The 26,074-nt window shown below is 67.3% G+C and carries 25 protein-coding genes; 7 read left to right on the top strand and 18 right to left on the bottom strand.

The window, feature by feature from the left end:
• Positions 1-60: 60 nt before the first annotated feature.
• The 7 genes from MNQ99_RS14345 to MNQ99_RS14315 all read right to left on the bottom strand — a co-directional run bounded on the left by MNQ99_RS14345 (position 61) and on the right by MNQ99_RS14315 (position 5,846).
• On the bottom strand, positions 61-906 hold the full coding sequence (locus tag MNQ99_RS14345; RefSeq protein WP_241913391.1) for a ComEA family DNA-binding protein: 846 nt from the start codon (positions 904-906) through the stop codon (positions 61-63).
• The gene (locus MNQ99_RS14340) at positions 906-1,736 is read right to left on the bottom strand and encodes a ComEA family DNA-binding protein (RefSeq protein ID WP_127512033.1); all 831 of its coding nucleotides are present in this window, start codon (positions 1,734-1,736) and stop codon (positions 906-908) included. Before MNQ99_RS14340 ends, MNQ99_RS14345 begins: the two co-directional genes overlap by 1 nt.
• A complete protein-coding gene (locus MNQ99_RS14335) occupies positions 1,723-2,205 on the bottom strand; it encodes a hypothetical protein (RefSeq protein WP_241913390.1) in 483 nt (160 codons plus the stop codon). Before MNQ99_RS14335 ends, MNQ99_RS14340 begins: the two co-directional genes overlap by 14 nt.
• Positions 2,202-3,041, bottom strand: coding sequence for a 4Fe-4S single cluster domain-containing protein (locus MNQ99_RS14330; protein ID WP_241913389.1), 840 nt, complete (start codon positions 3,039-3,041; stop codon positions 2,202-2,204). The genes MNQ99_RS14335 and MNQ99_RS14330 overlap by 4 nt, the downstream gene beginning before the upstream one ends.
• Entirely contained in the window at positions 3,025-3,234 is a 210-nt protein-coding gene (locus tag MNQ99_RS14325; protein ID WP_127512030.1) for a DUF2997 domain-containing protein, read from the bottom strand. The genes MNQ99_RS14330 and MNQ99_RS14325 overlap by 17 nt, the downstream gene beginning before the upstream one ends.
• 27 nt (positions 3,235-3,261) lie before the next feature.
• On the bottom strand, positions 3,262-4,911 hold the full coding sequence (locus MNQ99_RS14320; protein ID WP_241913388.1) for an AAA family ATPase: 1,650 nt from the start codon (positions 4,909-4,911) through the stop codon (positions 3,262-3,264).
• 68 nt (positions 4,912-4,979) lie between these two features.
• The gene (locus MNQ99_RS14315; protein WP_241913387.1) at positions 4,980-5,846 is read right to left on the bottom strand and encodes a hypothetical protein; all 867 of its coding nucleotides are present in this window, start codon (positions 5,844-5,846) and stop codon (positions 4,980-4,982) included.
• A 131-nt stretch (positions 5,847-5,977) separates the two neighbouring features.
• On the opposite strand from MNQ99_RS14315, the gene purH reads away from it, so the two are divergent.
• From purH to MNQ99_RS14300, 3 genes are all read left to right on the top strand, one after another.
• Positions 5,978-7,666, top strand: coding sequence for a bifunctional phosphoribosylaminoimidazolecarboxamide formyltransferase/IMP cyclohydrolase (gene purH / locus MNQ99_RS14310; RefSeq protein ID WP_241913386.1), 1,689 nt, complete (start codon positions 5,978-5,980; stop codon positions 7,664-7,666).
• Between the two features lie 138 nt (positions 7,667-7,804).
• Positions 7,805-8,095, top strand: a complete 291-nt coding sequence (locus MNQ99_RS14305; RefSeq protein ID WP_241913385.1) for a hypothetical protein — start codon at positions 7,805-7,807, stop codon at positions 8,093-8,095.
• Positions 8,096-8,127: 32 nt separating this feature from the next.
• Positions 8,128-10,353 carry an NADP-dependent isocitrate dehydrogenase gene (locus MNQ99_RS14300; protein WP_241913384.1) on the top strand — a complete coding sequence of 742 codons (2,226 nt, stop codon included), beginning with the start codon at positions 8,128-8,130 and terminating at the stop codon, positions 10,351-10,353.
• A 98-nt stretch (positions 10,354-10,451) separates the two neighbouring features.
• Here MNQ99_RS14300 and MNQ99_RS14295 read toward each other — a convergent pair whose 3' ends face one another.
• Positions 10,452-11,543: a Gfo/Idh/MocA family protein gene (locus MNQ99_RS14295; protein ID WP_241913383.1), complete on the bottom strand. Its 1,092-nt coding sequence runs from the start codon at positions 11,541-11,543 to the stop codon at positions 10,452-10,454.
• A gap of 172 nt (positions 11,544-11,715) precedes the next feature.
• Between MNQ99_RS14295 and MNQ99_RS14290 the strand changes: the two genes are divergently transcribed.
• Positions 11,716-12,366 (top strand): hypothetical protein, encoded by a 651-nt coding sequence (locus MNQ99_RS14290; protein WP_241913382.1) that lies wholly within the window; start codon positions 11,716-11,718, stop codon positions 12,364-12,366.
• Here MNQ99_RS14290 and MNQ99_RS14285 read toward each other — a convergent pair.
• The 10 genes from MNQ99_RS14285 to MNQ99_RS14240 form a co-directional block, all read right to left on the bottom strand.
• Positions 12,363-12,584 carry a hypothetical protein gene (locus MNQ99_RS14285; protein ID WP_241913381.1) on the bottom strand — a complete coding sequence of 74 codons (222 nt, stop codon included), beginning with the start codon at positions 12,582-12,584 and terminating at the stop codon, positions 12,363-12,365. The genes MNQ99_RS14290 and MNQ99_RS14285 overlap by 4 nt on opposite strands.
• Before the next feature lie 45 nt (positions 12,585-12,629).
• Complete coding sequence (locus MNQ99_RS14280) at positions 12,630-13,820, bottom strand: glycoside hydrolase family 26 protein (RefSeq protein ID WP_241913380.1); 1,191 nt, start codon at positions 13,818-13,820, stop codon at positions 12,630-12,632.
• 70 nt (positions 13,821-13,890) lie between these two features.
• Positions 13,891-14,775, bottom strand: a complete 885-nt coding sequence (locus MNQ99_RS14275) for a carbohydrate ABC transporter permease (protein ID WP_241913379.1) — start codon at positions 14,773-14,775, stop codon at positions 13,891-13,893.
• Positions 14,775-15,680: a carbohydrate ABC transporter permease gene (locus MNQ99_RS14270; RefSeq protein WP_127512021.1), complete on the bottom strand. Its 906-nt coding sequence runs from the start codon at positions 15,678-15,680 to the stop codon at positions 14,775-14,777. The genes MNQ99_RS14275 and MNQ99_RS14270 overlap by 1 nt, the downstream gene beginning before the upstream one ends.
• Positions 15,681-15,774: 94 nt before the next feature.
• Positions 15,775-17,055: an ABC transporter substrate-binding protein gene (locus MNQ99_RS14265; protein WP_241913378.1), complete on the bottom strand. Its 1,281-nt coding sequence runs from the start codon at positions 17,053-17,055 to the stop codon at positions 15,775-15,777.
• A gap of 147 nt (positions 17,056-17,202) precedes the next feature.
• Positions 17,203-18,423 (bottom strand): ROK family transcriptional regulator, encoded by a 1,221-nt coding sequence (locus tag MNQ99_RS14260; RefSeq protein ID WP_241913377.1) that lies wholly within the window; start codon positions 18,421-18,423, stop codon positions 17,203-17,205.
• Positions 18,424-18,608: 185 nt separating this feature from the next.
• Entirely contained in the window at positions 18,609-19,142 is a 534-nt protein-coding gene (locus MNQ99_RS14255) for a gamma carbonic anhydrase family protein (RefSeq protein WP_241913376.1), read from the bottom strand.
• A gap of 71 nt (positions 19,143-19,213) precedes the next feature.
• Positions 19,214-19,825, bottom strand: a complete 612-nt coding sequence (locus MNQ99_RS14250; RefSeq protein WP_241913375.1) for a class I SAM-dependent methyltransferase — start codon at positions 19,823-19,825, stop codon at positions 19,214-19,216.
• 124 nt (positions 19,826-19,949) lie between these two features.
• A complete protein-coding gene (gene purU / locus MNQ99_RS14245; protein WP_241913374.1) occupies positions 19,950-20,810 on the bottom strand; it encodes a formyltetrahydrofolate deformylase in 861 nt (286 codons plus the stop codon).
• 5 nt (positions 20,811-20,815) lie between these two features.
• Positions 20,816-21,922, bottom strand: a complete 1,107-nt coding sequence (locus MNQ99_RS14240; RefSeq protein ID WP_241913373.1) for an NAD(P)-binding domain-containing protein — start codon at positions 21,920-21,922, stop codon at positions 20,816-20,818.
• Between the two features lie 586 nt (positions 21,923-22,508).
• Here MNQ99_RS14240 and glyA point away from each other — a divergent pair.
• The 3 genes from glyA to MNQ99_RS14220 all read left to right on the top strand — a co-directional run bounded on the left by glyA (position 22,509) and on the right by MNQ99_RS14220 (position 25,984).
• Positions 22,509-23,789 carry a serine hydroxymethyltransferase gene (gene glyA / locus MNQ99_RS14230; protein ID WP_422387465.1) on the top strand — a complete coding sequence of 427 codons (1,281 nt, stop codon included), beginning with the start codon at positions 22,509-22,511 and terminating at the stop codon, positions 23,787-23,789.
• A gap of 1 nt (position 23,790) precedes the next feature.
• Positions 23,791-24,690: a bifunctional methylenetetrahydrofolate dehydrogenase/methenyltetrahydrofolate cyclohydrolase gene (locus MNQ99_RS14225; RefSeq protein WP_241913372.1), complete on the top strand. Its 900-nt coding sequence runs from the start codon at positions 23,791-23,793 to the stop codon at positions 24,688-24,690.
• Positions 24,691-25,138: 448 nt separating this feature from the next.
• Positions 25,139-25,984, top strand: a complete 846-nt coding sequence (locus MNQ99_RS14220; RefSeq protein WP_241913371.1) for a hypothetical protein — start codon at positions 25,139-25,141, stop codon at positions 25,982-25,984.
• Positions 25,985-26,074 lie beyond the last annotated feature (90 nt).

Raw genomic sequence — 26,074 nt, 5'->3', positions numbered from 1 at the left:
CATCGGGACCTGGCGTATTTAAGCCTCGAGGGCCGCACTGGGCGGGTGGGGAGGCACGCGTTAGTAGTCCACGATCCGCCCGAACGACGGCGGTGACTGCGGCGTGCGTCGGCAGACGATGCGGCCGCGCAGTCGCTGGAAGATGTGCGGCGCCAGATCCAGGGCCGCGGCGAAATCCTGTTCCGAGGTGAAGCCGCCGCGCTTCTCCCTGGTTTCGACCGCTTTCTTGGCGAGTGCCCGGGAGAATCCCGGCAGGGCTTCGAGCTCGCTGGCGGAGGCTGCATTAACGTCCACGGCTTCGGCCGCTGTGGCGGCCGAAGAGGGAACACTCGGATCGGTATGCAGCGCGGATGGGCTGCCGGCCGCGGCCCCGGCGCTGGCGGAGGTGGCCGGGAGGCGCTGCATCGCATGGGATGTTCCGGACGCTCCCGGTCTTGGTGCCTTGGCACCATTGCGGGAGCCGGCACGGCTACGCCGCGCGGGCTTGCCGTTCGCTCCGCGGGCCCGGTCACGCGGCTGGCGCCGGCTGTTTAGTTGGCTGCCGGAGCGCGCCCGGACGGTGCGCCCCGTGGTGCGGGACGGCTGGGCAGCGGCGCGGTCGCGGTCCCACTTGAAGCGCAGGTACTCGGGGTTGATGGCGACGGCGAAACTGCTGCCCGCCAGCCAGCAGGTCATGAGCAGCCAGGTGGCGATCTCCTCCTGAAAGCCGTCACCCTCGAGCAGGGCCATGGCAACACCGCTGAGCATGAGGTGGACCAGGCCGAGGATCCACCACAAGGGGCGCTTCGCCCGTGTACCAACCACCAGCAAGGCAGTAAAGCCAAGGAATCCAAAGGTCCCCACCGGCACCAGCAGCCAGAGGCTCTGGCGGACCTTCCATCCCAGCGTGGGCTGCGGGGCTGCCATCAGTAATCCACCGACCTTCCGAAGGACACCGGCTGGGCCGGCGGGAGCTTGCAGGCCAGGTGCGGACGCAACACCACCAGGTCGGGTTGGGAGATCCCAAGTGCGGTGCCGAAGTCTTCTACCGAGCGGAACGGTCCGCGTTCGTTGCGCAGCCGGACGGCCTTGCGTGCCTTGTGCCTGCTGATTCCGTTCAGTTTCTGCAACGCTGCCGCAGACGCGCTGTTGACGTCCACCGGATCGGCCGCAGGCCGCGAAGACCCGGCGGCTGGGGAAACGGTGGCGCGGGCGTAGTAGTTGCTGGCATCGAGCCCGGGATCGTTGAGGAACTCGGCCGTCCTGCCTGTCGGGCGCGGGGCCGGGGCTGTGCCGGAAGGGAACGCGGCAGCAGTGCGGGAACCGCGGCCGAAGATCGCCCGGGCGGTGGGACGCGCCGTCGTTGTTTCTGTCCCAACGTCCGCTGGTGTGCGGCGGATGAGGGCGGACCATGCAGTACCGGAGGAACGGGAGGCCAGCTCCCAGCGGTTGCGCAGCCAAGCCGGATTGATGCCCAGCGCATGCAGGGAGCTGATGGTCCACAGCAGGATGCGGGCGGTGCCGCCGGCTTCCGGGTTCATGGTCAGCGAGACCAGCAGCACCACCAGATACAGACCGGCGGCGGAGAGCCAGGCGGCACGGCGGGCCAACAGGCCGATGACCAGGAAGCCAGCCCAGCCCAAGAACCCGGCGCCGAGCAGCGCCAGCAGCAACCACAGGCTGCCGGCCACCAGCCAGAGGACCGGCGGCCTGCCTGTCCGGCCGGTGGTGGCGGGGTAGTGGTCAGCGGCGGACATTCAGGACCATGGTGACGCTTTGGTCTTCTTCAACGGTTTCCGATGCGAGTTCCAGACCAGCGGTGTGCGCCCGTTCGCGCAGCCTCCGGACCACCGCTTGCTGGACCCTCCGGGCGTAGGCGTCGTCGATGGCCTGGACGATTTCCGCCGCGCGCTGCCGGTCAACATCCTCACCGCTGAAGTGGACCTGCCAGATGCCTTCGGCGTCGCGATCGAACACGGCCGTCGCATCCGTCCAGGCGGCCTCGATGGAGTTTTCCGCGGCCTGGGTGACCTCCGCCTGCGTGTCCGCCAGGGCAGCCTGCAGCAGATCCAGGTCCTTCATGCGCGTCCGCACCTGGACCTGCGGCACCGATTCAACTTCATCGGCCTTATTCGTTTCGTGGTTCTTGGCCTTGTTGTCGATGGCGGCATTGACGGCGGCAACTGCGGCGATGGCGGCCGGGATGAGCAGCACGGAAACACTCATGGGGTTTCTCCTGATCGGGTGCCGGCCGGGACCGGGCGGGGTATGAATGTGGGGTCAAGAGCGTGGCGGGTGGCGGAGGCAACCGCGCCGGGGGCTTTAGGCCTGGCGCCGGGCCGGTCGGCACGGGTCCCCAAGTCGGCCAACAGGGCGTCCAATTGGTCATCGGAAGCCCAGCCGTTCAGCCCGACGGTGCCGTCGGTTGCAATCCGGATTTCGATCCGGTCCGGCTGCGCGCCGATGTCCTCCAACAGCTTCCGGTACCGGCCGGTCAGCGCGGTCAGGCCCTGATTGGTGGAGCCGATCCACGGCCGTTGCAGGTCGGGCCGGTCCTGAAGGTAGGGTCCGTCCGCCAGCAGGTCGGTGGCAGCGAGCAGGCCGGCGATGTCCTCCCGGTCCGCCGCCCAGCGCTGCAGGTCCTGATGCCGGTAGCCGGTGAAGGTCATCACCGACAGCCCGGCGTCCCGGAAGGAACGCGCGACGACGGCGCTGGCCGCCGCCTGCTCGAAGGGTTCGCCGCCCAGCAGGGTAAGTCCCTGGGACCCTGCAGTCACGGCCTGCTCAACCATGTCGGCAGCGAGTTCCGCGGTCGAAACGAGGTCTGCGCCGCGGTCCGCCCAGAGGTGGGGGTTGAAGCAGCCGGGGCACCGGATGGAGCAGCCTTGCAGCCAGAGCGCAGCCCGCCGGCCGGGTCCCTCCGCGTCGGTGGCCGGAAGGAACCGCGCATACCTGATGGATCCGGCGTCGGTCCGCGCCGGAACGGAGCCGTTGTTGATCCGGGATTCCGGTACCCGTCCGGCTAGCTGATCGGGCGCTCCGAGGCTAGTCTGCCGACTCATTGTGTACGTAGTCGCTGGCGGTGACCGCGGTGCGGGCGTAGTCCTCGGTGTAGGAGCTGGAGACGGTTTCCGCTTCCAGCAGGTCTTCCAGCACGGTGATGTAGTCCAGGCAGTCGGCGCCGAAGATGTTGCGGGTTTCGGCAGCCACGGCGCCGTCCGGTCCGACCGTGACAATGAGTTGTTGCTGGTCCATCGCTTCTCCTTCGGAGTCGGGTGCTGTCTAGAAGTCCACGGTGCGGCCGCCGCGGACCGGTTGGCCCGCCGCTACGGCCGGCCCGGTACCGGCGGCGGGTTGCTGCGGATCAGCCGCGCGCGGGGTACCGGTGTCAAGGTCCTCGCTGCCGGTGGCGCCGACAGCCCGTAACGCCGCCCATTGCCGGATGGCGCTGACTTCCTCCGCCTGGGTGATGGCCAGCGGGATCATGTTGGACACGGCGCGCTGCAGGTCGGCCAGCAGCACGTGGCGGTGTTCCGCGTACGCGTCGAAGAGCGCGGCGATCACGGCCTGCTCGATCTCCGCACCGGAGTAGTTCTCGGAAGCGCCGGCGAGGAGTTCGACGGCGGCTGGATCGTCGGCGATGGCGCCCAGTTGGTTGGCCGGCGTGCTCTGGCCAGCCATCTGGATCTGCCAGATCACCCGGCGTTCGGCGTCGCTGGGCAGGTCGACGAAGAAGATTTCGTCGAACCGGCCCTTGCGCATGAACTCCGGCGGCAGCCGGTCGATGTTGTTGGCGGTGGCGACGACGAACACCGGATGGCGTTTCTCCTGCATCCAGGTCAGGAAGGATGCGAAGACCCGGGCGGAGGTGCCCGAATCTCCTTCGCCGTTGGTGCCGGCGAAGCCCTTCTCAATCTCGTCGATCCACAGGATGGCGGGGGAAATGGCTTCGGCGGTGGCGATGGCGTTCCGCATGTTCTGCTCGCTGGAGCCGACCAGCCCGGAGAACACCCGGCCGATGTCCATGCGCAGCAGCGGCAGCCCCCAGCCCGAAGCCATTGCCTTGGCGGTCAGGGACTTCCCGCAGCCGGGGACGCCGGTGATCAGCACGCCCTTGGGGGAGGGGAGGCCGAAGTCCGCGGCGGCATCCAGCCAGGATCCCTGGCGCTTGGCCAGCCACCGCTTGAGGTTATTCAGGCCGCCGACCTCGTCCAGGCTGATCTTGACGTCCACATAATCCAGCAGCCCGGACTTACGGATGGTCTGGCGCTTTTCGTCCAGCACCACCTGGACGTCGTCGGCGGTCAACTCGCCGTCGTCGACCATGGCGCGGGCAAAGGCGTTCTCTGCTTCCGCCATGGTCAGGCCGAGCGCCGCCTGGACCATGTTCTCTTGGTCGGCTTCGCTGAGCGCGACCTTGATCCGTCCGCCGTCGGAATTTTGGCTGATCATGTGGGTGAGCATCGCCTGGATCTCGGCATGGCTGGGCAGTGGAAAGTCCACCAGCGTGACGGCTTTGTCCAGCTCGGGCGGAATCCGTAGCAGCGGGGCCACGATGATCAGCACCCGCCCGGCGTTGCCCTGCCGGAAGGCGGCGGAGACTTCGCGGACTTTTCGGACCACTTCGGGATCCGCCGGACGCTGGTCGGTGCCGAAGTAGGCGTGCAGGTCGAAGAAGATGAAAACGCCTGGGTCATGCGTGCCGAGCACCCGGTCCAGGGCCCGCGCCGGGGCGGTGGTGTTGGACTGCTGGCCGTCGCTGGGGGAGATCAGCCCGCTGCTGGCATTCCAGGTCCACACCGGCCGCGGCGTGCGCAGGGCGGCGGCGCACTTGAGCACTTCGGCGTGCACCCGTGACTCTTCGTGGCTCTCCACGTACAGCACGGGGATGCGGGCCTTGAACGCCTGGTCAAGCGTTTCGGCAAACGACATGGGTATCTCCCCTTGAAGGAACTGAATCGGGATCTGGCTCTACTTTAGGCACAGTTCAGGCGCAGCCCTCAGCGTCCCACGCGGAAGCTCCATTGGCCGTCGGTGGTGTCAACCAGGAAATACGTCACCGGGTACGGCTGCCAGGAAAACCTGGTCGAGCTGCTGCCGATCTTGTTGACCACCAAGTTCCGGCGTGATTCCTGCCAGGTGTAGACGGCGATGTTGGATTCCCCCTTGTAGGTGAATTCGGCCAGCACTTCCTCGCCCTCATAGCGCACCAGTGCCGGGCCGTAGCCGGAGACCGTGCCGCCTTCCAGCTCGGCGTAGGGGACCGGCCGGACCTCCAACTGCCAGTCGCCTTCAGCGTCGATGGTGAGGGTGAACTCGTCCCGGGCCGGGGCCAGCAGCGCGGTGGCTGGTTCGTTCCGGTCGGCAGAGTTGTAAAGGAAGTGGACCGGCCACTTCGGGTTGTCCGGGTCGTCCACCGCCACGCTGACATCGACGCCGCTGGTGACGACGACCTCGAACGGGCCGTCGTAGTCGGCCCGCCGCTGGTAGTCGATGGTGGCATCTCGGGAGCCCGAATAGCTGCCCGCCCCGTCGGACTTCACCGGGGTTTCGCCCTCCGACGCTGCCCCGGGGCTGCCGGCGCTCCCGGCAGCCCCGCCGCCCCCGGCCGCCCCGCCGTCCCCGTTGTCCCCGCTGGCCCCTTCGCCACCGGAGACGGGCGCGGAACCTGGGCCGGCCTCTGCCGCTGGTTCTGCCGCGGAATGTGCGGCGGAATCTTGGTTCCAGTCGGCGCTGAACAGATGCGGCAGCAGCCGTGGCGCGGCAAAGGCCAATGTTCCGCCGAGGATCAGCAGCCCGACCAGCCACACCGCCAGTGAAAAGCGGCCGATCCGCAGTGCCGCGTCCTCCGCCGCCGGTGCTGACATGTTCTTCTGTTCTCCTTCTGCTGCCTTCATGAGGTTACCCACACCGCGGACCGGCTTCACACTCGGGGCCGGGGAGGGGCCCGGCGCTAGACTTGAAGAATCCCCGAAGCCATCCATCCTTGGAGATTTGCGTGAGCTTGAAGCAGCTTGACCGTGTTCCCATCCGCCGTGCGTTGATCTCGGTGTACGACAAGACTGGGCTGGAGGAGCTGGCGCAGGGCCTGCACGCCGCCGGGGTCAGCATAGTGTCCACCGGCTCGACGGCGAAGAAGATTGCCGCCGCGGGCGTTCCGGTCACCGAGGTCTCCGAGGTCACCGGCTTCCCGGAATGCCTGGACGGCCGGGTCAAGACCCTGCACCCGCGCGTCCACGCCGGCATCCTGGCCGACCGCCGGCTGGACGACCACGTCCGGCAGCTCAAGGAGCTCGACGTCGAGCCGTTCGACCTGGTGGTGGTCAACCTCTACCCGTTCGTGCAGACCGTGAAATCCGGTGCCAGCCAGGACGACGTCGTCGAACAGATCGACATTGGCGGACCCACGATGGTGCGCGCCGCGGCGAAGAACCATCCGAGTGTGGCGGTGGTCGTTGATCCGGCCGGCTACGGTGACGTGGTGGAGGCTGCCGCGTCCGGTGGTTTCGACCTGAAGACCCGCCGCCGGCTGGCGTCCCTGGCGTTTGCGCACACCGCCGCGTATGACACCGCCGTGGCCAAGTGGACCGCCGAGCAGTTCGGCGACGACGCCGAGGCTGCCGAATCCGGCTCGGCCGAAGCGCCGAAGTTCCCGCCGTACGCGGGCCTGGCGCTGGAGCGTTCCGAGTCGCTGCGCTACGGCGAAAACCCGCACCAGGCCGCCGCACTGTATGTTGAGGCCGGCGCGGAGCCCGGCATCGCCCAGGCTGTGCAGCTGCACGGCAAGGCGATGAGCTTCAACAACTACGTCGACGCCGATGCCGCCGTGCGGGCAGCGTTCGATTTCGCCCAGCCGGCCGTTGCCGTGGTCAAGCACGCCAACCCGTGCGGCATCGCCGTTACCTCCCCGGGCGCCGCAGATCCGATCGCCGATGCGCATGCCAAAGCGCACGCGACCGACCCGGTGTCCGCGTTCGGCGGCGTCATCGCAGCAAACCGGACGGTGACCGCCGGCATGGCCAACACCGTCAAGGACATTTTCACCGAGGTGGTTGTGGCCCCGGGCTTCGAACCGGAAGCCGTGGAGATCCTGTCGAAGAAGAAAAACATCCGGCTGCTGGTCCTGCCCGAGGGCTTCGCCCGGGACACGGTCGAGTACAAGCAGGTCTCCGGCGGCATGCTGCTGCAGGCCTCGGACCGGATCGATGCCGACGGCGACGATCCCGCCACCTGGACGCTGGCCGCCGGCGCGGCCGCCGACGAGGCAACGCTGGCGGACCTGGCCTTCGCCTGGCACGCGGTGCGCGCGGCCAAGTCCAACGCCATTCTGGTCGCAGCCAATGGAGCGGCCGTGGGCATTGGGATGGGCCAGGTCAACCGGCTGGATTCCTGCCGGCTGGCCGTGGAACGGGCCAACACCCTTGGCGTGGCGGTCGGCGGCGGGGCCGACGCCGCCGGCGGAGCGGCCAATGTCCAGGACGCCGGAGCACCCGAGCGGGCCCGCGGCGCCGTAGCCGCTTCCGACGCCTTCTTCCCGTTCGCCGACGGACTGCAGATCCTCATCGACGCCGGCGTCCGCGCCGTGGTGCAGCCGGGCGGTTCCGTCCGCGACGAGGAAGTAGTGGCGGCGGCCCAGGCGGCCGGCATCACCATGTACTTCACCGGAGCACGCCACTTTTTCCACTAGCAGGCGCCGTCTCCGGCGGCTTTTGCTCAGGGAAAGTATCCGGGACCAGTAGGCGAAATGCTTACTGGTCCCAGTGCCGGGCACAGAGGTTCACGAGGAACCGGTGTGCCCGGCACCGGCTGTTAAGGGAGGCACGCCGTGCTGGCGTTGCAAACCACGGCGGTGGCGGGAACGGGCGACATCTGGCTGGGCGTGGTGATCGTGGCGGTGGCACCGGCCTATGAGGTAGGCCGCCTCCGGGAAGGCGGGGCGCCGCCGTCGTGCCGGGCGCCGTCGCCGTGCTGGGGGCGCGGCGGGGGAGCGGCCCTCAGCCGGGTGACGTGGACCGCACTGCGCCTGCCCGCGGCCGTTCTGCATGAAGGGTGCGCGTCTTCGACCGGGACCGATGCGGCCTCCTCGGGTAAATTGGAGGAGTTGAGTAAACACTGAAGACCCACTTTTTGCAGGGAGACGCCTCACCCATGGCCAAGATTATCTATACCCACACCGACGAAGCGCCGATGCTGGCCACGTATTCGTTCTTGCCGATCGTTGAGGCCTACGCCTCCACGGCGGGTGTGGAAGTGGAGACCCGCGACATCTCGCTCGCCGGCCGGATCATCGCCGTTTTCGGCGACTACCTCACCGCGGAGCAGCGGATCGGCGACGCCTTGGCCGAACTGGGCGAACTGGCCAAGCAGCCGGAAGCCAACATCATCAAGCTGCCGAACATCAGTGCCTCCGTGCCGCAGCTGAAGGCGGCCATCAAGGAACTGCAGGGCCACGGCTTCGCGTTGCCGGACTACCCGGACGATCCGTCCTCCGACGAGGAGAAGGATATCCGCGCCCGCTACGACAAGATCAAGGGCTCCGCGGTCAACCCGGTGCTGCGCGAGGGCAACTCGGACCGCCGAGCGCCGCTGTCGGTGAAGAACTACGCCCGCCAGAACCCGCACAGCATGGGTGCCTGGAGCGCGGATTCCAAGACCAACGTGGCCACCATGGACGCCGACGACTTCCGCGCCAACGAGAAGTCCGTGGTGATTCCGGCGGACGGCAAGATCAAGATCCAGCTGGTGGCCGAGGACGGCACCGTCACGGTGCTGAAGGACTCCTTCCCGGTGCTGGCCGGCGAGGTCATCGACGGCACCGTGATGCGCGCCGCCGCCCTGGACGAGTTCCTGGCCGCCCAGGTTGCCCGCGCCAAGGAAGAAGGCGTGCTCTTCTCCGCGCACCTGAAGGCCACCATGATGAAGGTCTCCGACCCGATCATCTTCGGCCACGTGGTCAAAGCCTACTTCTCCGAGCTGTTCGAGACCTACGGCGGCAAGCTGGCGGCGGCCGGCCTGAGCCCGAACAACGGCCTGGCCTCCATCCTGAACGGGCTGGATGCGCTGGATCCCGAGGATCGCAAGGGTGTCCAGGAGCTGATCAACAAGGGTCTGGACCAGGGCCCGGCCATCGCCATGGTGGACTCGGACAAGGGCATCACCAACCTGCACGTCCCCTCCGACGTGATTGTGGACGCGTCGATGCCGGCCATGATCCGCACCTCCGGCCACATGTGGGGACCGGACGGCCAGGAAGCCGACACGCTGGCCGTGCTGCCGGACAGCTCCTACGCCGGAATCTACCAAGTGGTGATCGACGACTGCCGCGCCAACGGCGCCTACGATCCCACCACCATGGGCACCGTTCCCAACGTGGGCCTGATGGCGCAGGCCGCCGAAGAATACGGCAGCCATGACAAGACGTTCGAGATCCAGGCCGCCGGCACCGTGCAGATTGTGGACGGGACCGGAACCGTGCTGATCGAGCACCAGGTGTCCGCGGGCGATATCTGGCGCGCCTGCCAGACCAAGGACCTGCCCATCCGCGACTGGGTGAAGCTGGCCGTGACCCGCGCCCGCGCCAGCCAGACTCCTGCCGTGTTCTGGCTGGACGAGACCCGTGCGCACGACGCCAACCTGATCGCCAAGGTGACCGAGTACCTCAAGGAGTACGACACCGAGGGCCTGCAGATCGAGATCATGTCCCCGGTGGATGCCACCGCCTTCACCGTGGAGCGCATCCGCAAGGGCGAGGACACCATCTCGGTCTCCGGCAACGTGCTCCGCGACTACCTGACCGACCTGTTCCCGATCCTGGAACTGGGCACCAGCGCCAAGATGCTCTCCATCGTGCCGCTGATCAACGGCGGCGGCCTGTTCGAGACCGGTGCCGGCGGCTCCGCTCCGAAGCACGTCCAGCAGCTGCTCTCCGAGAACCACCTGCGCTGGGATTCGCTGGGCGAATTCCTGGCCCTGGCGGTGTCCTTCGAGCACCTGGCCACCAGCACGGACAACGCCCGTGCCCAGATCCTGGCCGACACGCTGGACGCAGCCACCGGGACGTTCCTGCTGGAGAACAAGTCGCCCAAGCGCAAGGCCGGCGAGCTGGACAACCGCGGCAGCCACTTCTACCTGGCCCTGTACTGGGCACAGGAGCTGGCCAAGCAGACCGCCGACACTGAGCTGGCGGCGGCCTTCTCCGGCATTGCAGCCGAAATGGCCCAGAACGAAGAGGCCATCGTCGGCGAACTCAACGCCGTGCAGGGTTCCCCGGTGGACCTGGCCGGCTACTACCGGCCGGACGCGGCCAAGGCCGCCGAGGTCATGCGCCCGTCCGCCACGCTGAACCGCATTGTGGCCACGCTGACCGAAGCGTAGCCACCGGCGGATCCGCCCGGCTTCAGGCCCTGAATAACGACGGCGGCCGGCGCACCTTCACGCGGAAGGTGCGCCGGCCGCCGTCGTGCTTCCGCAGCTCAGTCCGTGACCGGGACGGCACGGTCGTTGGCGTAGCTCACGCCCAGTTGGGCGCGCACGCCGTCGAAGAGCCGCATGGTGTCCACGGTGTCGGCCCACGGCATGGTCGGGCTCTGCTGCAGGCCGGCCTGGATGCAGCGGGTCACTTCCCGCAGTTCAAAAACGTAGCCGTGGCCGACCGTCGGGAAGGTTTCCACCCGCGCCTCGCCCAAATGCGGCTCAACGGTCAGCTCGGTGGGGTGGTGCAGCGGCGCGTTGCTCCTCAGCCAGCCGCCGGTGCAGGCCACCGTTGCCGTGCGCGGCGAGGCCGCCTGCAGCGAACAGGCCAGCTGCGCCTGCGCGCCCGAGCCATAGCTGAGCGTCATGGCGTTCTGGGCGTCCACACCGTCATCGTTGACCAGGCCGGTGGCGGAAACCGTCTGCGGGAAGCCCAGCGTTCCCAGGGCCCAGGTCAGCGGATAGACGCCCAGGTCCAGCAGCGCACCGCCGCCGGCGGCGGGGTTCCAGAGCCGGGCTGCCGGATCGTAGACGGCAGGAAAACCGAGGTCGGCCTGCACCCAGCGGACCTCGCCGAGCTCGCCGGAGGCCAGGATCTCCCACGCGCGGTTGATGATGGGCAGGAACCGCGTCCAGACCGCTTCCATCAGGAACAGCCCGCGGTCGGCCGCCAGCTCGGTCAGCTCCAGCGCTTCCCGCGCATTGATGGTCAGCGACTTTTCACACAACACGTGCTTGCCGGCTTCCAAGGCACGCCGCGCGATCCCGTAATGCTGGCCGTGCGGTGTGGCCACATAGACCACGTCCACCTCCGGGTCGGCGAAGAGCTGGTCGTAGCCGGCACCGGCATCGCCGTCGAAATAGGCAGTGGCGAAGCCGAAGCGCCGCTGGAAGGCCACGGCGTTGGCATGGTTGCGCGAGCTGACCGCCTGCAGCACGGCATCCGCCAACCGGGCGAGGTCTTCGCTGACCAAGGTGGCGATGGCCCCTGTGGACACCACGCCCCAGCGCAGCGGCCGGCCGGTGGCCTGGAGCGGGCCGGGCGAACCGGGCGCGAGACAGGGCGGCGGCGCGATGCGGGGCAATGGTGTCATGGCTCCATCTTGGCCGCCTACCGGTTGGGACGTCCATGGGGACGGTCAACCTTTGTCCCATCGCTCCCGCGCGGAAGCTGTGCCCTACCGGTGCAGACCTATGGATGGTACAAAGTAAGCAGGCTCAGTATTTCCGACACTACGAGTCCGACACTACGAGGAGGAGCAGCACATGGATACCGGAATGATTGTCGGCATCATCGTCGCGATAGTTGTACTCCTGATCATCATCGGAGTCATCGTCTTCTTTGCTCGGAAGCGGAGCACGCAGCGCAAGCTCGAAGAGCAGGAAGAGCACCGCCGGCAGGCGGCGGAGATGCGGCAGGGCGCACAGGCGTCGTCGGTGGAGGCGCGGGAGCGTGAGGCAGACGCGATGCAGGCGCAGGCCGAGGCCCAGCGCGCGGACGCCGAGGCGGAGCGGGCCAAAATTGAAGCCGAGCGACTGCGCCAGGACGCCGAGCGGCGGCAGCAGGACGCGCAGGGAATCCGGCGCGAGAGTGAGGAGACGCTGCGCAAGGCCGATGACCTGGACCCGGACGTTAACACCAAGGACCGTGATAGCAGGTCAGACCGCAAACACGACGGCGGCGCCCAGCGCGGCGACGCCGGTACCGACCGTCGGGAAGACACTGATACCGGCCGCCCGGCCGACACGGATACGACCCGTGGCACGGGCCCGGGAGCGGACACCGCCCGCGAGGGCGATGCTGCTGCAGCACAAGGCGACGAGGCCGGCCGCCACATCGACGACACGCGGCAGGCCGACGACCCTCGGTATACCGATGACCCGCGCCGCGGCGAAGGCGGCAGTCACAGCATTTAGGCGGAAGCCGGCCCGTCCGCCGTCCGCCGGCCCGCCTTGCTGAGCATCGGCAGGATACTCAGCAGGCAGCAGGCAGCAGGCAGCAGGCAGCCGGCCGCGGCCGTCAGGATCAACAGCCGGCAGTCCACGAATCCGATCAGCGCGGCCGCGGCCAGTGCCGCCATCACCTGCGGCAGGTTCAACAAAAGGTTGGCTGCCGCGCCGGTCCGGCCCTGCAAGATTCCTTTAGCAATACCCGGGTTGCGGTTGGAGCGTCGACGCGTTCACGACCCGGGAGCACAGGGCTGCGGCTGGTCGGCGAATCGGAACCACTCCGGAAGGTCCGCGGTGAAAGCCTCGGCAATGGGGGACGTGCCGGCGGCGCGCCAGTCCACCACCGCGTCGACCTCTACCTCGTTCTTGTTCCATTCGAACCAATTGACCATCTTCAGCTGCGGGTAATCCTCCGGGATGCGCGGATCGAACAGCTGCTGCCACCAAGCCTGCTTGATCGCCAGCTCCTCGGCCCCGGCCCGGCCGGGGATGCTCAATGCCGCCGTTTCCGGAACGGCCACCGGCTTGCCGCGTTCGTTGCCGAACTCGGCATAAAAATCCGGGACGGCTAGATCATTGCCGCCGTCGCCGTTGTACGTGCCGGTCAACTGCTGCAGGAATTTCCCCTCTTCCGGCACAACGTTGGCACCCCAGGGGTAGGTGTTGCCCCAGTGATAGAGCGACATGCCCACCCAGTCGACGGCCTCGTCGCCCGGGTAGTACGGCGCGTAGGGATCGTCATCGCCGGTGATCCTCCCGTCCTTGTTCGTGTCCAGGTCCAGGAAATCCTGGGTTTGCGGCCTGGCCTGGTGCTGGCCGCCCGCTAACGGGTAGCCGCCACCATAGTTGGGCGCCCACATGGTGGCGCTGCCCGGGGCAATACGGTGGATCGACTCCGCCACCCGACGGAACGCCTTCTTGTACGCTGCCGGCTGCTGGCCCCATTCGTACCAAGAGCCGTTCATCTCGTGGGCGAAGCGTACGATGACGGGCACGCCGGCGCGGTTGTAACGGTCAAGAGTGGTTGCGAGATCATCCGAGACTCGGGAGGTCACCGCTGCCAGTCCTGCCCGCGGTTCGAGGGTCAGGAGCAGGATTCCGCCCTCCGTCCTGACCTGTTCAAACGCTGCTTCCAGGTTCGCCGCAGCATCGCTGCTCAACGGGAAGGAAGCGAAGCTGACGACCACAGCCGGCCTGCGGCCCAGGGCCTTGCCGTATTCCTGCAGGGTCTCCTGCTCCCAGTCCAGATTCACGCCGGAGAGAACTCCGGACGGCGGGGCCAGCGAGGACCCGTCCCGGGGAACGCACACGGCACCGGACGGTGCTGCGGAAGATGGTGCCGGATCCGCGGCGCAGGCGGAAAGCCCCAGAACCAGCACCACCGAAGAAACAACCGTCCGCCACACCCGATTTGCAGTCACGTCCCCCATTCTTCAGCAAGCACCGCCGCGGACCGTTTAGCCGCGGGCACGCGAGTCTGGGCCACTAAGGTCAGCCCTTCACCGAGCCGCTCATCAGTCCGCCGACGAAGTACTTGCCCAGGATGATGTAGACCAGCAGCGTGGGAAGGGAGGCGATCAGCGCGCCGGCCATCGATGCGGCGTAGTCGGTCAGCTGCCCGCCGGCCAGGAAGCTCAGCGCGATGGTGACCGGGCCGTTGGAACCGGAGGAGAAGAACGCCGCGAACAGGTAGTCGTTCCACGCCGAGGTGAACTGCCAGATCAGCACCACCACGAAGCCCGGGGTGGAGATCGGCAGGATCACCGAGGCGTAGGTGCGCAGCAGGCCCGCGCCGTCCATCCGCGCGGCCTCGATCAGCTCGCCCGGAACGGACTCGTAGTAGTTGCGGAAGATCAGCGTGCAGATGGGCAGGCCGTAGACGATGTGCAGCACCAGCAGCGAGGGGATGCCGTTGGGCACCCCGAGGCCCTGCATCAACTGGGTCAGCGGGATCATCACGGCCTGGTAAGGAATGAACATGCCGAACAGGATCAGCGTGAAGACGACGTTGGCGTACGGGAAGCGCCAGCGCGAGAGCACGAAGCCGTTCATCGAGCCAAGGAAAGCGGAGATTATCGACGCCGGAATGACCATCGCGAAGGTGCGGCCCAGCGCTGGGGCAAGGGTCTCCCAGGCCTTGGCCCAGCCTGCGGTTTCCCACGTGGTGGGCAAGAGCCAGGCGGTGGAGGGATCGGCGTCGGACGGGCCCTTGAAGCTGGTGATAAACAGGACGTACGCCGGAATCAGCACCACGAACACGAACAGCAGCAGGAGGGCGTATTTGAGCGTCCGGTTCATTTTCTGCCGGCCGGTGCGCGGTGCCGGCGGACGGGGCCTGGCGACCTCGACGGGCGGCGGGACGGTTGCGGTGGTCATCAGCGTTTCTCCTGCCGCGAGGTGTAGACGAGGTACGGCACAACCACCAGCGCCACGAGCACCAGCATGATGGTGCCGATGGCCGCCGAGTCGGCGTAGTCGCTGCCGATGTACTTGACCCACATCATGGTGGCCGGGACCTGGATGTCGTACGTGTTGGCATCCGGAACGATGGCGCGGATCAGGTCGAACAACTTCAACGACATGTGGCCGATGATGATCACAGCCGAGAGCATCACGGGGCTCAGCTGCGGGAAGATCACGTACCGGTAGAGCTTCCATTCGCTGCAGCCGTCGATCCGCGCCGCTTCGCGCAGTTCTTCCGGGATGCCGCGGAAGCCGGCCAGGAACAGGGCCATCACGTAGCCGGAGAGCTGCCAGATGGCCGGCACGGCGATGGCGGCAATGCCCCAGTTGGGGTCCGACCACCAGCTGTTCTGCAGGAAACCGAGCCCCACGCTGTCCAGCAGACGGTTCAGGCCGGTGGTGCGCTCACCGCCGGACTGGTCGGTCTGCAGGCTGGAGAGCAGCCAGCGCCACACCACGCCGGAGGCGATGAAGGAGACGGCCATCGGAAAGAGGTAGACCGAGCGGAAGAACCCCTCGCCAAAAGCGGGCCGCTCCAGGATCCAAGCCCAGAGGAAACCGAAGATCAGCGTGCCGGCCAGGAACACCACGGTGAGCAGGAGCAGGTTGCGCAGCGCGTGCTGGAAATCTGCGTCCCCGAACAGCCGGAAGTAGTTCTCCATGCCGACGAAGTCCGACGACGGCCGGGCGGTGTGCTGGTTGGTCATCGAGATGCGGACGTTCTCCGCAATCAGTGCATAGACGAAAACGGCCAGCAGGACGAGGGTGGGGGAGATCAGGGCCAGCGCCGGGCCCCAGGTCTTGACTTTCTTGAACATGGAATTCTCCTTGTGCCGCCGCCGGCACACCGGGTGGGACGTGGAAGGGCGGGCGCGGTGGTTCTGCCGCGCCCGCCCGTCCGGGGGTGTCCTGTTACTGCTGGAACTTCTCGGCGATGGACGCCGCGGAGTCCTGCAGCGCCGCCACGTCCTGCGGGCCGCCGAACTTGCTCACCGCGGTGCTCAGTTCGTTCAGCCAGGCCACGGGGACTGCGGCACCGTGGGCCAGCGAGGACACGATGGTGTCGGATGAGAAGTCCTCGATGGCGCTCTTCTGGTACTCGCCGAACTTGTCGGCAGGCACGTCCGTGCGGGCCGGGATGGAGCCCTTCGCCGCGTTGAAGGCCTGCTGGCCGTCAACACTGGAGATGGTGGTCAGCCAAGCCTTCGAACCGTCGGGGTTCGGAGCGCCCTTGGGCAGCGTGAACGAATCTGCCAGGAAGTCGAAGACGCCGTCGGTCCCGGGGGTCGGGAAGTAGACATAGTCCTCGCCGGGCTTCTTGCCGTCCTGGGAGAACTTGGCTTCGGCCCAGTCGCCCATCACGTTGTAGGCGGCTGCGCCGTCCTCCACCAGCTGCGTGGCCGGACCCCAGTCGCTGAGGGTGTCACGGTCGGAGTTGGTGTAGCTGAGCGCCTTCTTGTAGTTCTCGATGGCTTTGGTGACGTCCGCGCCGGCCCAATCGGTGGTGCCGTCCCAGAGTCCGTTGTAGCCTTCGGCGCCAAGGGTAGCCAGCAGGATGTTCTCGAACAGCTGTACCTGGGTCCACGTGCCGGCCACGGCCAGCGGGGTGGTCCCGGACTCCTTGATCTTGTCCATGTCCGCGAACCAGGCGTCCAGGTCGGCCGCCGGCTTGGCCGGGTCCAGGCCGGCTTTCTTGAGCACGTCCACGTTGGCCCACACCACGTTGGCCCGGTGGATGTTCGACGGAACGGAGTAGATCTTGCCGTCAACGGTCAGGCGGTCCAACAAGTCCTTCGGGAAGGCCTCGTTCAGCTTGGCATCCTCGTAGAACGAGGTGAGGTCCTCGAGCTGGTCGGCGGCGATGTAGTCCTGCAGCTCGGCGCCTGCGTGGGCCTGGAACGAGTCCGGTGGATTGCCCGACTTCAGGTTGGCGGCCAGGACGCTCTTGGCTTGGCTGCCGGCGCCGCCGGCGACGGCAAGGTTGTCGAACTTCAGGTCCGGGTACTGCTCGGAGAAGATGTCCACCAGTGCATCCAGCCCGACCTTCTCGGAACCGTCCGCCCACCAGGTGAAGACTCCCACCGAACCCGACGCCTCTGAGGGATTGGCATCCTCAACCGCGCTTCCACCGCCGCAAGCGGACAGGAGCAAACCTGCAGCCGCAACGCTGGCGAGCATAGCTATGCGTCGCATAACGCCTCCATCAATCAACAGTCTGTGGCCACGGGGTCTGCATGACCCGCACACGGATGTGTGGCTTGAAGGAAGTTAACTCCGTCACACACCTTGTCGTCAAGAGTTGAACGCAAAGCGTTACCCAACTGTCAGCCGGCGGCGTGCCTAGACGAACGGCAGTTCCGCCTGCTGGAGCACCAGCGTGGCGGCCCCCAACGCCTCTGCACGGCTGCCCAAGGTGGATATCGCCAGGTCGGTCGATTCGCCGACGACCGGAACCACATGGCGCAGCAGTCCGCGCCGCACCGGGTCCAACAGGATGCCGCCGAGGCCGGTGAGCGGGCCGCCGACCACGATGAATTCGGGGTTGAGCAGGTTGCAGACGTTGGCCAGAGCGCGCCCCACCGCCAGGCCCGCATCGTCGATCACCCGGAGGGCGGCGGGGTCGCCATCCAGGGCGATCCGGACAATATCCTCCGTGCCGATCGGGGCGTTGCGGCCGTGGCTGAGCAAATCGATCATGGTGGACGTGGACGCTACGGTCTCCAGACAGCCGCGGTTGCCGCAGCGGCAAATGACTCCGTGTTCGGCCACGGTGGCGTGGCCGATCTCGCCCGTGACCCCGATATGGCCGTAATACAGTTCGCCGTTGAGAACCAGGCCTGCACCGATGCCCGATCCAATTTTCAGAAACACCAGGTTCTGGGCGTGTTGGTATGGGCCCCAGCTCACTTGCGCGAGCGCGCCCAGGTTCGCGTCATTGTCCACGAACACGTCGGCACCGAACCGTTCCTGCAGCCGGGCCAGCAGATTGATGCCCACCCATTCGGGCAGAATGGCGCCGTGGATCACGGTGCCGGTCCGGCGATCAATCGGCCCGGGGATTCCGGCACCGACGCCGAGCACCGCACCGGGGGAGACCGATTGTTCATCCAGGAGCCGCTGGACCAGCCGAGCGGCGGTGTCGATGCCTTGCTCGGCGTCGTGGCCGAGGGGCAATTCGACGGCGTCCGCTGCGAGCACTCGGTGATCCAGGCTCACCAGCACCACCTGCACGTGCCTCCGGCCGAAATCCACTCCGACGGCGACGGCGCCGCGGCCGTCGATCCGGACCGACAGTGCCCGCCGGCCCGAACTGGTGGTCGGTGCGGTACTGATCAACCCGTCTTCGGCCATGGCCTTGACGATGTTGGACACGGTAGCCGTGGATAGCCCGGTCTGCCGGGACAACTCGGCCTGCGTCAGTGGACCGCGGGCCATTAGTGCCTGCAGGATCCGTTGGCTGTTCCGCCGCCGCAAGGCACCCTGGGAGCCGGGCCGGTGCTGGGTGCCCCGCGGAATGGACCGCGACGAGGCAGCGAGCGTGGACGGCGGATCGGCTGACATACTCAAAAGAGTGCGTCAGGCGCGGCTTGTAGTCAAGAAGTTAACGCAATCTCGTCCTGAATGCGACGCCGGGGGCCGGCCGGCCAAGGCCGGGCGCTGCCTTGGAGCCGGTGGGCCAGCGGGCCTGCCAGCAGCAGGCCACCGCCGCCGGCGAGCACTTCGGGGTAGCGACCGGGCGGGGGCTGCTACTGCTCGGTGGCGTCGTCGATCGCGTCGCGGTGCAGGGCAGCCAGCTCCACGTAGCGGGAGGCGTTGTCGAGGACGGATTGGTATTCTTCCTCGGTCAGCTCGCGGCGGACCTTCGCGGGGACGCCCGCAACGAGCGAGCGCGGCGGAATCTGCATGCCCTCCAGCACGACGGCGCCGGCTGCCACCAGCGAACCTTCGCCCACGACGGCACCGTTCATGATGGTGGCGCTCATGCCGATCAGGCAGTTGTCCTCGACGGTGCACCCGTGAATCACTGCGGCGTGGCCGACGCTGACGCCGGCGCCGACCGTGCAGGGGAAACCGGGGTCGGCGTGCAAGACCACGTTGTCCTGCAGGTTGCTGCGTTCGCCGACCCGGATCGGAGCGGTGTCACCGCGGACGCTCGCGCCATAGAATGCGCTGGAGTCGGCGGCCAGGGCCACGTCTCCGCAGAGCGTGGCCGTGGGGGCAACAAAAACAGACAGGTCGACGGCCGGCAGCATGCCGGCGATGGTGATGATGTGGGCCATGGCACCAGCCTAGCCAGTCGGCGGAGCTTCGGCGGGTTCGTGACGACCGTGCCGTCCTGGTATCTGTCGCGTCAGGGCTTGGTCACGATGAAGAACTGGTAGTGCCGACCAGTCCCCGGCCGGTCCCAGGTGGTGAAGCCGGAGACCAGTCCGTGTTCACCGAAGAGCCGGCGCACCGTTTCGTCGTGGCGGCGGCTGAAGAAGCGGTTCTGTTGGATCTCGTCGTCGACAACGATGACCTCCTCGTCGTCGCCGGACCAGAGCCCAACCGCCAGGGGAGCGCCCTCGGCCAGGACGCGCATCGTCTCGGCCAGGACATCCGGCAGGTCCCGATCGGGAATATGGAGCAGCGTGCTCATCGTCCAGCCGGCCGAAAACGTGCCGCTGGCGAACGGCAACTCGCGCACCGAGCCGACCACCGCGTCCAAATTCTTGGCACGGGTGATCCGGACGTTTTCCTCGGACAGGTCGATGCCGGTGTAGTGGATGCCCGCGGCCTTGAACGCTAGCCCGTCCGCGCCGGTGCCGCAGCCGATGTCCAACACGCTGTGCCGATGCGCGGCGACGAGCGAGCCGATGAACGCCTGCCTGGCCCCGTCCCTCTTCGGATCCCGCGGGCGCCGGTCGCGGGCGGGGGCTTGGCGGTCATAAAACGCCTTCAGCTCGGGCTCATGGTTGCCCATCCGTCGAGAGTACGCCTCGGGCGGGCCGCGGCACAGAGCCGGGCACCGCCGTCGTGATCAGGGGGTGTCGCCTCAGTGACCCTCCGCCCCGGCTGCAAGCGACCGGCCGCCCCCGGGGCAAAGGCTAATCGAAGACGACGGTGCGGTTTCCGTCCAGCAGCACACGGTGTTCGGCATGCCACTGCACCGCGCGGGCCAGCGCACGGGCTTCGACGTCGCGGCCCAGCGCCACGAACTGTTCGGCGGTGTGGGAGTGGCGGACCGGGATGACTTCCTGGTCAATGATCGGGCCCTCGTCCAGGTCCGCGGTGACATAGTGCGCTGTGGCGCCAATCAGCTTCACGCCGCGGGCATGCGCCTGGTGGTACGGTTTGGCGCCCTTGAAGCTGGGCAGGAAAGAATGGTGGATGTTGATCGCCTTGCCGGCCAGTTCGGTGCACAGTTCGTTGCTGAGCACCTGCATGTAGCGGGCCAGGACCACCAGTTCCACATCGTGCTCGGCGGCCAGGTCCAGCAGCGCCTGCTCGGCCTGCGGCTTGGTGTCCGGCGTGACGGGAATGTGGTGGAACAGGATCCCGTAGAACGAAGCGAGATCGGCCAGATCCGTGTGGTTGGAGACGATGGCGGGGATCTCGATCGGCAGGGTGCCGGAGCGCTGCAGGAACAACAGGTGGTTCAGGCAGTGTCCCGACTTCGACGCCATCAGCAGCGTGCGCATCTTGACGCCCTCGCGGCGCAGCTTCCAAGTCATGCCGAATTCCTGCGCCACCGGTTGCAACCGTTCGTGGAGCTCCGTGTAGGACTGGCCGGTGGCCACCGCTACCCGCATGAAGAAGCGTCCCGACTGGGGGCTCTCATACTGCTGCGATTCGGTGATGTTCCCTCCGGCCTGCACCAGGGCACCCGCAACGGCATGCACTATGCCGGGGCGGTCGGGGCAGGAGAGCGTGAGGGTGTAGGCGGTGGGAGCGGCAGCGTCAGTCACGAGTCCTAGGCTACCGGCTGGCGTTCGGCTTCGGCGGCAAGACGCTTGGTGGCCGAGATGGCGGCGGCGCGGCCGGCGCGGGTGGCACCGACCGTGGATGCGGACGCCCCGTATCCGACCAGGAAAAGGCGCGGTTCCTTCACCACGGAGACGCCGTCCTCGGCCATCATGATGCCGCCGCCGGGCTCGCGCAGCCGCAGCGGCACCAGATGGTCCAGCGACGGCCGGAAACCGGTGGCCCAGAGGATCACATCGACGTCTTCGGTGGACCCGTCGGCGAATTCGACGCCACGTTCCGTGACGCGGGCCAGCTTGCCCCGCGAGACAAGGACGCCGGCGTCAATGCCCTGTTGGTAGGTCTCGGTCAGCGGCAGGCCGGTGGCGGCAACCACACTGAGGGTGGGCAGCCCGGCACGGGTGCGCTCGTTGACTCTGCGTTCCACGTCGACGCCCCACTCCTTGTCGAACGGGGTGGCGGTGAAGTCGGGTGTGCGTCGGGTGGACCAGAGGGTGTCAGCCCCGGCGGCATCCAGTTGCAGCAGGAACTGTAGCGCCGAGGTGCCGCCGCCGACCACCAGTACGCGCTGCCCGCGGAACTCGTCGGCCGACCAGAAATCCCGGGTGTGCAACTGGCGGCCGCGGAAGGTTTCCTGCCCGGGGTAGTGCGGCCAGTACGGCTTGTCCCAAGTTCCGGTGCCACTGATCACCGTGCGTGCCAGCCACTCGCCGCCGGTGTCGCTGCGCACCCGCAGGAGGGCACCGTCGTCGTCGATTGAGGTGACGCGGACGGGGCGGTGCACGGGCAGCTGGAACAGCTGCTCATAGGCACCGTAGTAACGGCGGACGACGGCGGAGGACGGCTCATGCGGATCCGGAGTCCCCAGCGGCAGGCCGGGGAGGTCATGCAGTCCGTGCGCGGCGTCGAAGGTCAGCGAGGGCCAGCGGTGGCGCCAGGCGCCCCCCGGGCCGTCGTTGGCATCGAGTACCACGAAGTCGCGTTCCGGAACCAGTCCGCGGCGGGTCAGCTGGTAGGCGGCGCTCAACCCAGCTTGGCCTGCGCCGATCACCACGGTCTGCAGCTGATGGCCGCTGCCTGTTGCCTGGTCCGCCACGATGCTCCGTTCGATTTGTTGACACTTCAACTTCTATGGGCTGTAACGGCGCCGGGCGTCGGGGTATTCCGGGGCGGGCCGGGCGGGCGGGCCGCGATCAGCCCCGGCAACTCGGGCGGCGCCGTCGTCAATGCACAGGGCCAGCTGGTGGGCATTAGCGAGGCGTATATTCCGCCGGAGGCAGGCGCCGTGTCGCTGGGCTTCGCCATTCCCTCCGGTCGAGGACCTGCTGGCCGTCCTGAGGAAACATGATCCGGGCGATGTGGTCACCGTGGAAATCCGCCGCGGCAGCGACACCGGCCAGGTGAAGGTCACGCTTTCGGACCGGCCGACGGGGTGAGTGGCTGTTAGGATTGGCTCGCCGCGACTGGCGTTAGGTGGGACACCACCAGGAAGCGGCAGCAGGGACGGAGATCCTCGATTGCCGCTCCTGTAGATGCAGACCACGGATCGCACGCCTGGGACGTAAGGTCACGTTTGGGCCGGAGTGTGTCCGGGGCTGGTCATGCGTCATGCGTGCGGTACCTGCACCCGGTAATCTGGCCTGTAGCAGTGAGATAAACCCACCACCCAGGAGATTCTCCCCGTGACTTCCACGCCCTCTGTGACCGATCTGCCGTTGTCCCAGGTTGATCCCGAAATCGCCGCTGTGATCGACGCCGAACTCAGCCGCCAGCGCGACACCCTTGAAATGATCGCCTCTGAGAACTTCGCGCCGCGTTCGGTGCTCGAAGTCCAGGGCTCGGTCCTGACCAACAAATACGCCGAGGGTTACCCGGGACGCCGCTATTACGGAGGCTGCGAGCACGTAGACGTCGCGGAAAACTTGGCGATCGAGCGGGCCAAATCGCTCTTCGGCGCGGAATTCGCCAACGTCCAGCCGCACGCCGGCGCCCAGGCCAACGCTGCCGCCCTCTCCGCCCTCATCCAGCCGGGCGACAAGATGATGGGGTTGTCGCTGGCGCACGGCGGACACCTGACGCACGGCATGAAGCTGAACTTCTCCGGCAAGCTCTACCAGGTGGCCGCCTACGAAGTGGACCCGCAGACGTTCCGGGTGGACATGGACAAGGTCCGCGAGCAGGCACTGGCCGAGCGCCCGAACGTGATCGTGGCCGGCTGGTCCGCCTACCCTCGGCAGCTGGACTTCGAAGCCTTCCGGTCCATTGCCGATGAGGTCGGAGCCTACTTCTGGACCGACATGGCGCACTTCGCCGGGCTGGTCGCGGCCGGGCTGCATCCGAACCCGGTGCCGCACTCGGACCTCGTCACCTCCACCGTCCACAAGACCTTGGCCGGTCCGCGCTCCGGCGTGATCCTGGGCAAGGAAGCCTTCGCCAAGAAGGTCAACTCCGCGGTGTTCCCGGGCCAGCAGGGCGGCCCGCTGATGCATGTGGTAGCGGCCAAGGCCGTGGCTTTCAAGATTGCCGCCGGCGAGGAATTCAAGGTGCGCCAGGAACGCGTGCTGGAAGGCGCCCGGATCCTGGCCGAACGCCTGACCGCTGCCGATGTGGCCGAGGCCGGCGTCTCGGTGCTGACCGGCGGCACCGACGTGCACCTGGTCCTGGTGGACCTGCGCAACTCCGACTTGGACGGCAAGCAGGCCGAAGACCTGCTGCACGAGGCCGGCATCACGGTCAACCGCAACGCCGTGCCGTTCGATCCGCGCCCGCCGATGGTCACCTCCGGCCTGCGGATCGGTACCCCGGCGCTGGCCACCCGCGGCTTCGGCTCTACCGAATTCACCGAGGTCGCCGACATCATCGCCACCGCGCTCAAGGGCGGGGCAGACGTTGCCGCGCTGCGCGCCCGGGTAAAGAAACTGGCCGACGACTTCCCGCTCTACCCGGGCCACGAGGAGTGGTGATATGAACCTGTACTCAACCCCGCCGACGTCGCGCGTGCTGGACGGCAAAGCCACCGCTGCGCAGATCAAGAGCGAACTCACCGAGCGCGTCTCGGTACTCAAGGCCAAGGGCATCGTGCCCGGTCTGGGCACCGTGCTGGTCGGCGACGACCCGGGCAGCAAGTGGTATGTGGGTGGCAAGCACAAGGACTGCGCCGAAGTGGGCATCGAGTCCATCCGCCGCGACCTGCCGGACACCATCTCGCAGGAGGAATTGGAGGCGGTCCTCGACGAGCTGAACGCGGATCCGGCCTGCACCGGCTACATCGTGCAGCTGCCGCTGCCCAAGCACATCGATACCAACCGCATCCTGGAGAAGATCGATCCGGCCAAGGACGCCGACGGCCTGCACCCGATGAACCTGGGCCGGTTGGTGCTCAACGTGGGCGGGCCGCTGGACTCGCCGCTGCCGTGCACCCCGCACGGCTGCGTGGAGTTGCTGCTCCGTCACGACATCGAACTGGCCGGCAAGCGCGTGCTGGTGGTGGGCCGCGGCGTCACCGTGGGCCGTCCGCTGGGGCTGCTGCTGACCCGTAAGACGATCAACGCCACGGTGGTCCTGGCCCATACGGGAACGCTGGATCTGGCCGCGGAGCTGCGGGAGGCCGATGTCGTCATTGCCGCCGCAGGAATGCCGCACATGATCAAGGCAGCCGACCTCAAGCCCGGCGCCGTGGTGCTGGACGTGGGAGTGAGCCGGGTCGAGGACGAAGACGGCAAGGCCAGGGTGACCGGCGATGTGGAGCCCGAGGCCCGCAACGTGGCCAGCTGGCTCTCGCCCAACCCCGGCGGCGTCGGCCCGATGACCCGCGCCATGCTGCTGGCCAACGTGGTGGAAGCCGCCGAGCGCCAGGCGGGCTAAACAGCGCGCAGTCTCAGCACCAAGAAGGGCCGTACCCGCCAGAACTCGCGGGTGCGGCCCTTCTGCATGGCTGCCCGGCGCGTCCAGAGCCAGCGCTTTCGGATCGCCTACCATCCGCTGGAGAGAAAAGCGGATAAAAGGCTGTCGGTTATCTCGTTTTCTCTCCACTGGATGCCATCTGGATGCCATCTGGATGCCACCTGTGGAGAACGCCTGCGCCTCAAACATCCGTTGCAGATAATGCGGTATGTCCTACGAATCCAAAAGCCTCGGCCAAGAAGACCCGCCGATAGCCAGCGGAGCTGACGGAGATCAGGTCCGGAGAGCTGGTGAGACAACCCGGAAACTGCGCGGGCGGCCTCCTCGACTTCCATTACACCTGCAGCACTCAGCCTTCACCTTCGAGGACGCCTTCACAGCGGGGCTGACCCGGACTCAGCTTGACAGTATGACGCTGGTCCGGGTCAGCCGCGGTGTACGAATGCACCGGGAGGCAGAGCCCGATTTAGCGGCGCATGTCAGGCCCCTGACCCGGATTAGCGGCAGCTGCGCCGCATCCCATGACACGGCCGCGCGTCTCTGGAATTTCCCGGAACCTGAGCGCCGTCCGTTTGATCGGCGCATCCACATTTCGCGTCCAAGCGGCGGCGCGCGGATGCAGCGCCCCGGCGTGGTGGGTCACCGATCCCGGCTCTTGCCAGATGAAGTCGCTTATGTGGATGGGCTGTGCGTCACCACCCGCACGCGGACATGGTTGGACTTGGCGGAGGCGCTGGAGATAGATGATCTGGTGGTAATAGCGGACTATCTCCTCCGAATTCCACGGCCGGAGTTCGAAGGGCGGGCGGAGCCGTACGCCACCCGGGAAGAGCTTCTGGCAATGCTGCGACGCCACCCCGGTAAGCGGGGGCTTCTGAAGGCCAGAGAAGCCTTAGCCTTGGCCCGCCTCGGAGCCGACTCCCCGCCGGAGACCAGACTTCGGCTGGCCATGCTCAGCGCGGGGTTGCCCGAACCTGAGGTGAACAAGCCCATCAGGAACGACGACGGCGATACCCTGCACGCCCCGGACCTGTCGCTGCCTGAATACCGCATCGCAATTGAGTACGAGGGCGAAAGCCACGGCAACGCCGACCAAATCGTCCGTGACATTGAGCGGGAAGAACGTGCGCGGGCAGCTGACTGGGATGAAGTGCGGATCTCCAAGCGGCATATGGCCAACGGCGCCAGACGGGCGGTTGAGAAAATCGCGGTGGCGCTTCGTGCACGCGGATGGCGCCAGGAGGACGCCGCCTGACCTCGCACCAGATAACGGGGCGCTGATAACGGGCGCGCTGAGGGCAGCGCACAGACAAATGCAGACGCGGACAACAGGACGGACAGAAAA

It is taken from the genome of Arthrobacter sulfonylureivorans (assembly GCF_022637435.1).
In the GTDB taxonomy this organism is placed as follows: Bacteria; Actinomycetota; Actinomycetes; order Actinomycetales; family Micrococcaceae; genus Crystallibacter; species Crystallibacter sulfonylureivorans.
Note: the sequence above shows the minus strand (reverse complement) of the source record. Positions and strands in the feature narration are given on the sequence as shown.

Bases quoted from the DNA above. Each gene is read 5' to 3' on its own strand.
- MNQ99_RS14345 (WP_241913391.1), bottom strand. From the start codon at position 906: ATGGCAGCCCCGCAGCCCACGCTGGGATGGAAGGTCCGCCAGAGCCTC.
- MNQ99_RS14340 (WP_127512033.1), bottom strand. From the start codon at position 1,736: ATGTCCGCCGCTGACCACTACCCCGCCACCACCGGCCGGACAGGCAGG.
- MNQ99_RS14335 (WP_241913390.1), bottom strand. From the start codon at position 2,205: ATGAGTGTTTCCGTGCTGCTCATCCCGGCCGCCATCGCCGCAGTTGCC.
- MNQ99_RS14330 (WP_241913389.1), bottom strand. From the start codon at position 3,041: ATGAGTCGGCAGACTAGCCTCGGAGCGCCCGATCAGCTAGCCGGACGG.
- MNQ99_RS14325 (WP_127512030.1), bottom strand. From the start codon at position 3,234: ATGGACCAGCAACAACTCATTGTCACGGTCGGACCGGACGGCGCCGTG.
- MNQ99_RS14320 (WP_241913388.1), bottom strand. From the start codon at position 4,911: ATGTCGTTTGCCGAAACGCTTGACCAGGCGTTCAAGGCCCGCATCCCC.
- MNQ99_RS14315 (WP_241913387.1), bottom strand. From the start codon at position 5,846: ATGTCAGCACCGGCGGCGGAGGACGCGGCACTGCGGATCGGCCGCTTT.
- MNQ99_RS14300 (WP_241913384.1), top strand. From the start codon at position 8,128: ATGGCCAAGATTATCTATACCCACACCGACGAAGCGCCGATGCTGGCC.
- MNQ99_RS14295 (WP_241913383.1), bottom strand. From the start codon at position 11,543: ATGACACCATTGCCCCGCATCGCGCCGCCGCCCTGTCTCGCGCCCGGT.
- MNQ99_RS14290 (WP_241913382.1), top strand. From the start codon at position 11,716: ATGGATACCGGAATGATTGTCGGCATCATCGTCGCGATAGTTGTACTC.
- MNQ99_RS14275 (WP_241913379.1), bottom strand. From the start codon at position 14,775: ATGACCACCGCAACCGTCCCGCCGCCCGTCGAGGTCGCCAGGCCCCGT.
- MNQ99_RS14270 (WP_127512021.1), bottom strand. From the start codon at position 15,680: ATGTTCAAGAAAGTCAAGACCTGGGGCCCGGCGCTGGCCCTGATCTCC.
- MNQ99_RS14265 (WP_241913378.1), bottom strand. From the start codon at position 17,055: ATGCGACGCATAGCTATGCTCGCCAGCGTTGCGGCTGCAGGTTTGCTC.
- MNQ99_RS14260 (WP_241913377.1), bottom strand. From the start codon at position 18,423: ATGTCAGCCGATCCGCCGTCCACGCTCGCTGCCTCGTCGCGGTCCATT.
- MNQ99_RS14255 (WP_241913376.1), bottom strand. From the start codon at position 19,142: ATGGCCCACATCATCACCATCGCCGGCATGCTGCCGGCCGTCGACCTG.
- MNQ99_RS14250 (WP_241913375.1), bottom strand. From the start codon at position 19,825: ATGGGCAACCATGAGCCCGAGCTGAAGGCGTTTTATGACCGCCAAGCC.
- MNQ99_RS14225 (WP_241913372.1), top strand. From the start codon at position 23,791: ATGAACCTGTACTCAACCCCGCCGACGTCGCGCGTGCTGGACGGCAAA.
- MNQ99_RS14220 (WP_241913371.1), top strand. From the start codon at position 25,139: ATGACGCTGGTCCGGGTCAGCCGCGGTGTACGAATGCACCGGGAGGCA.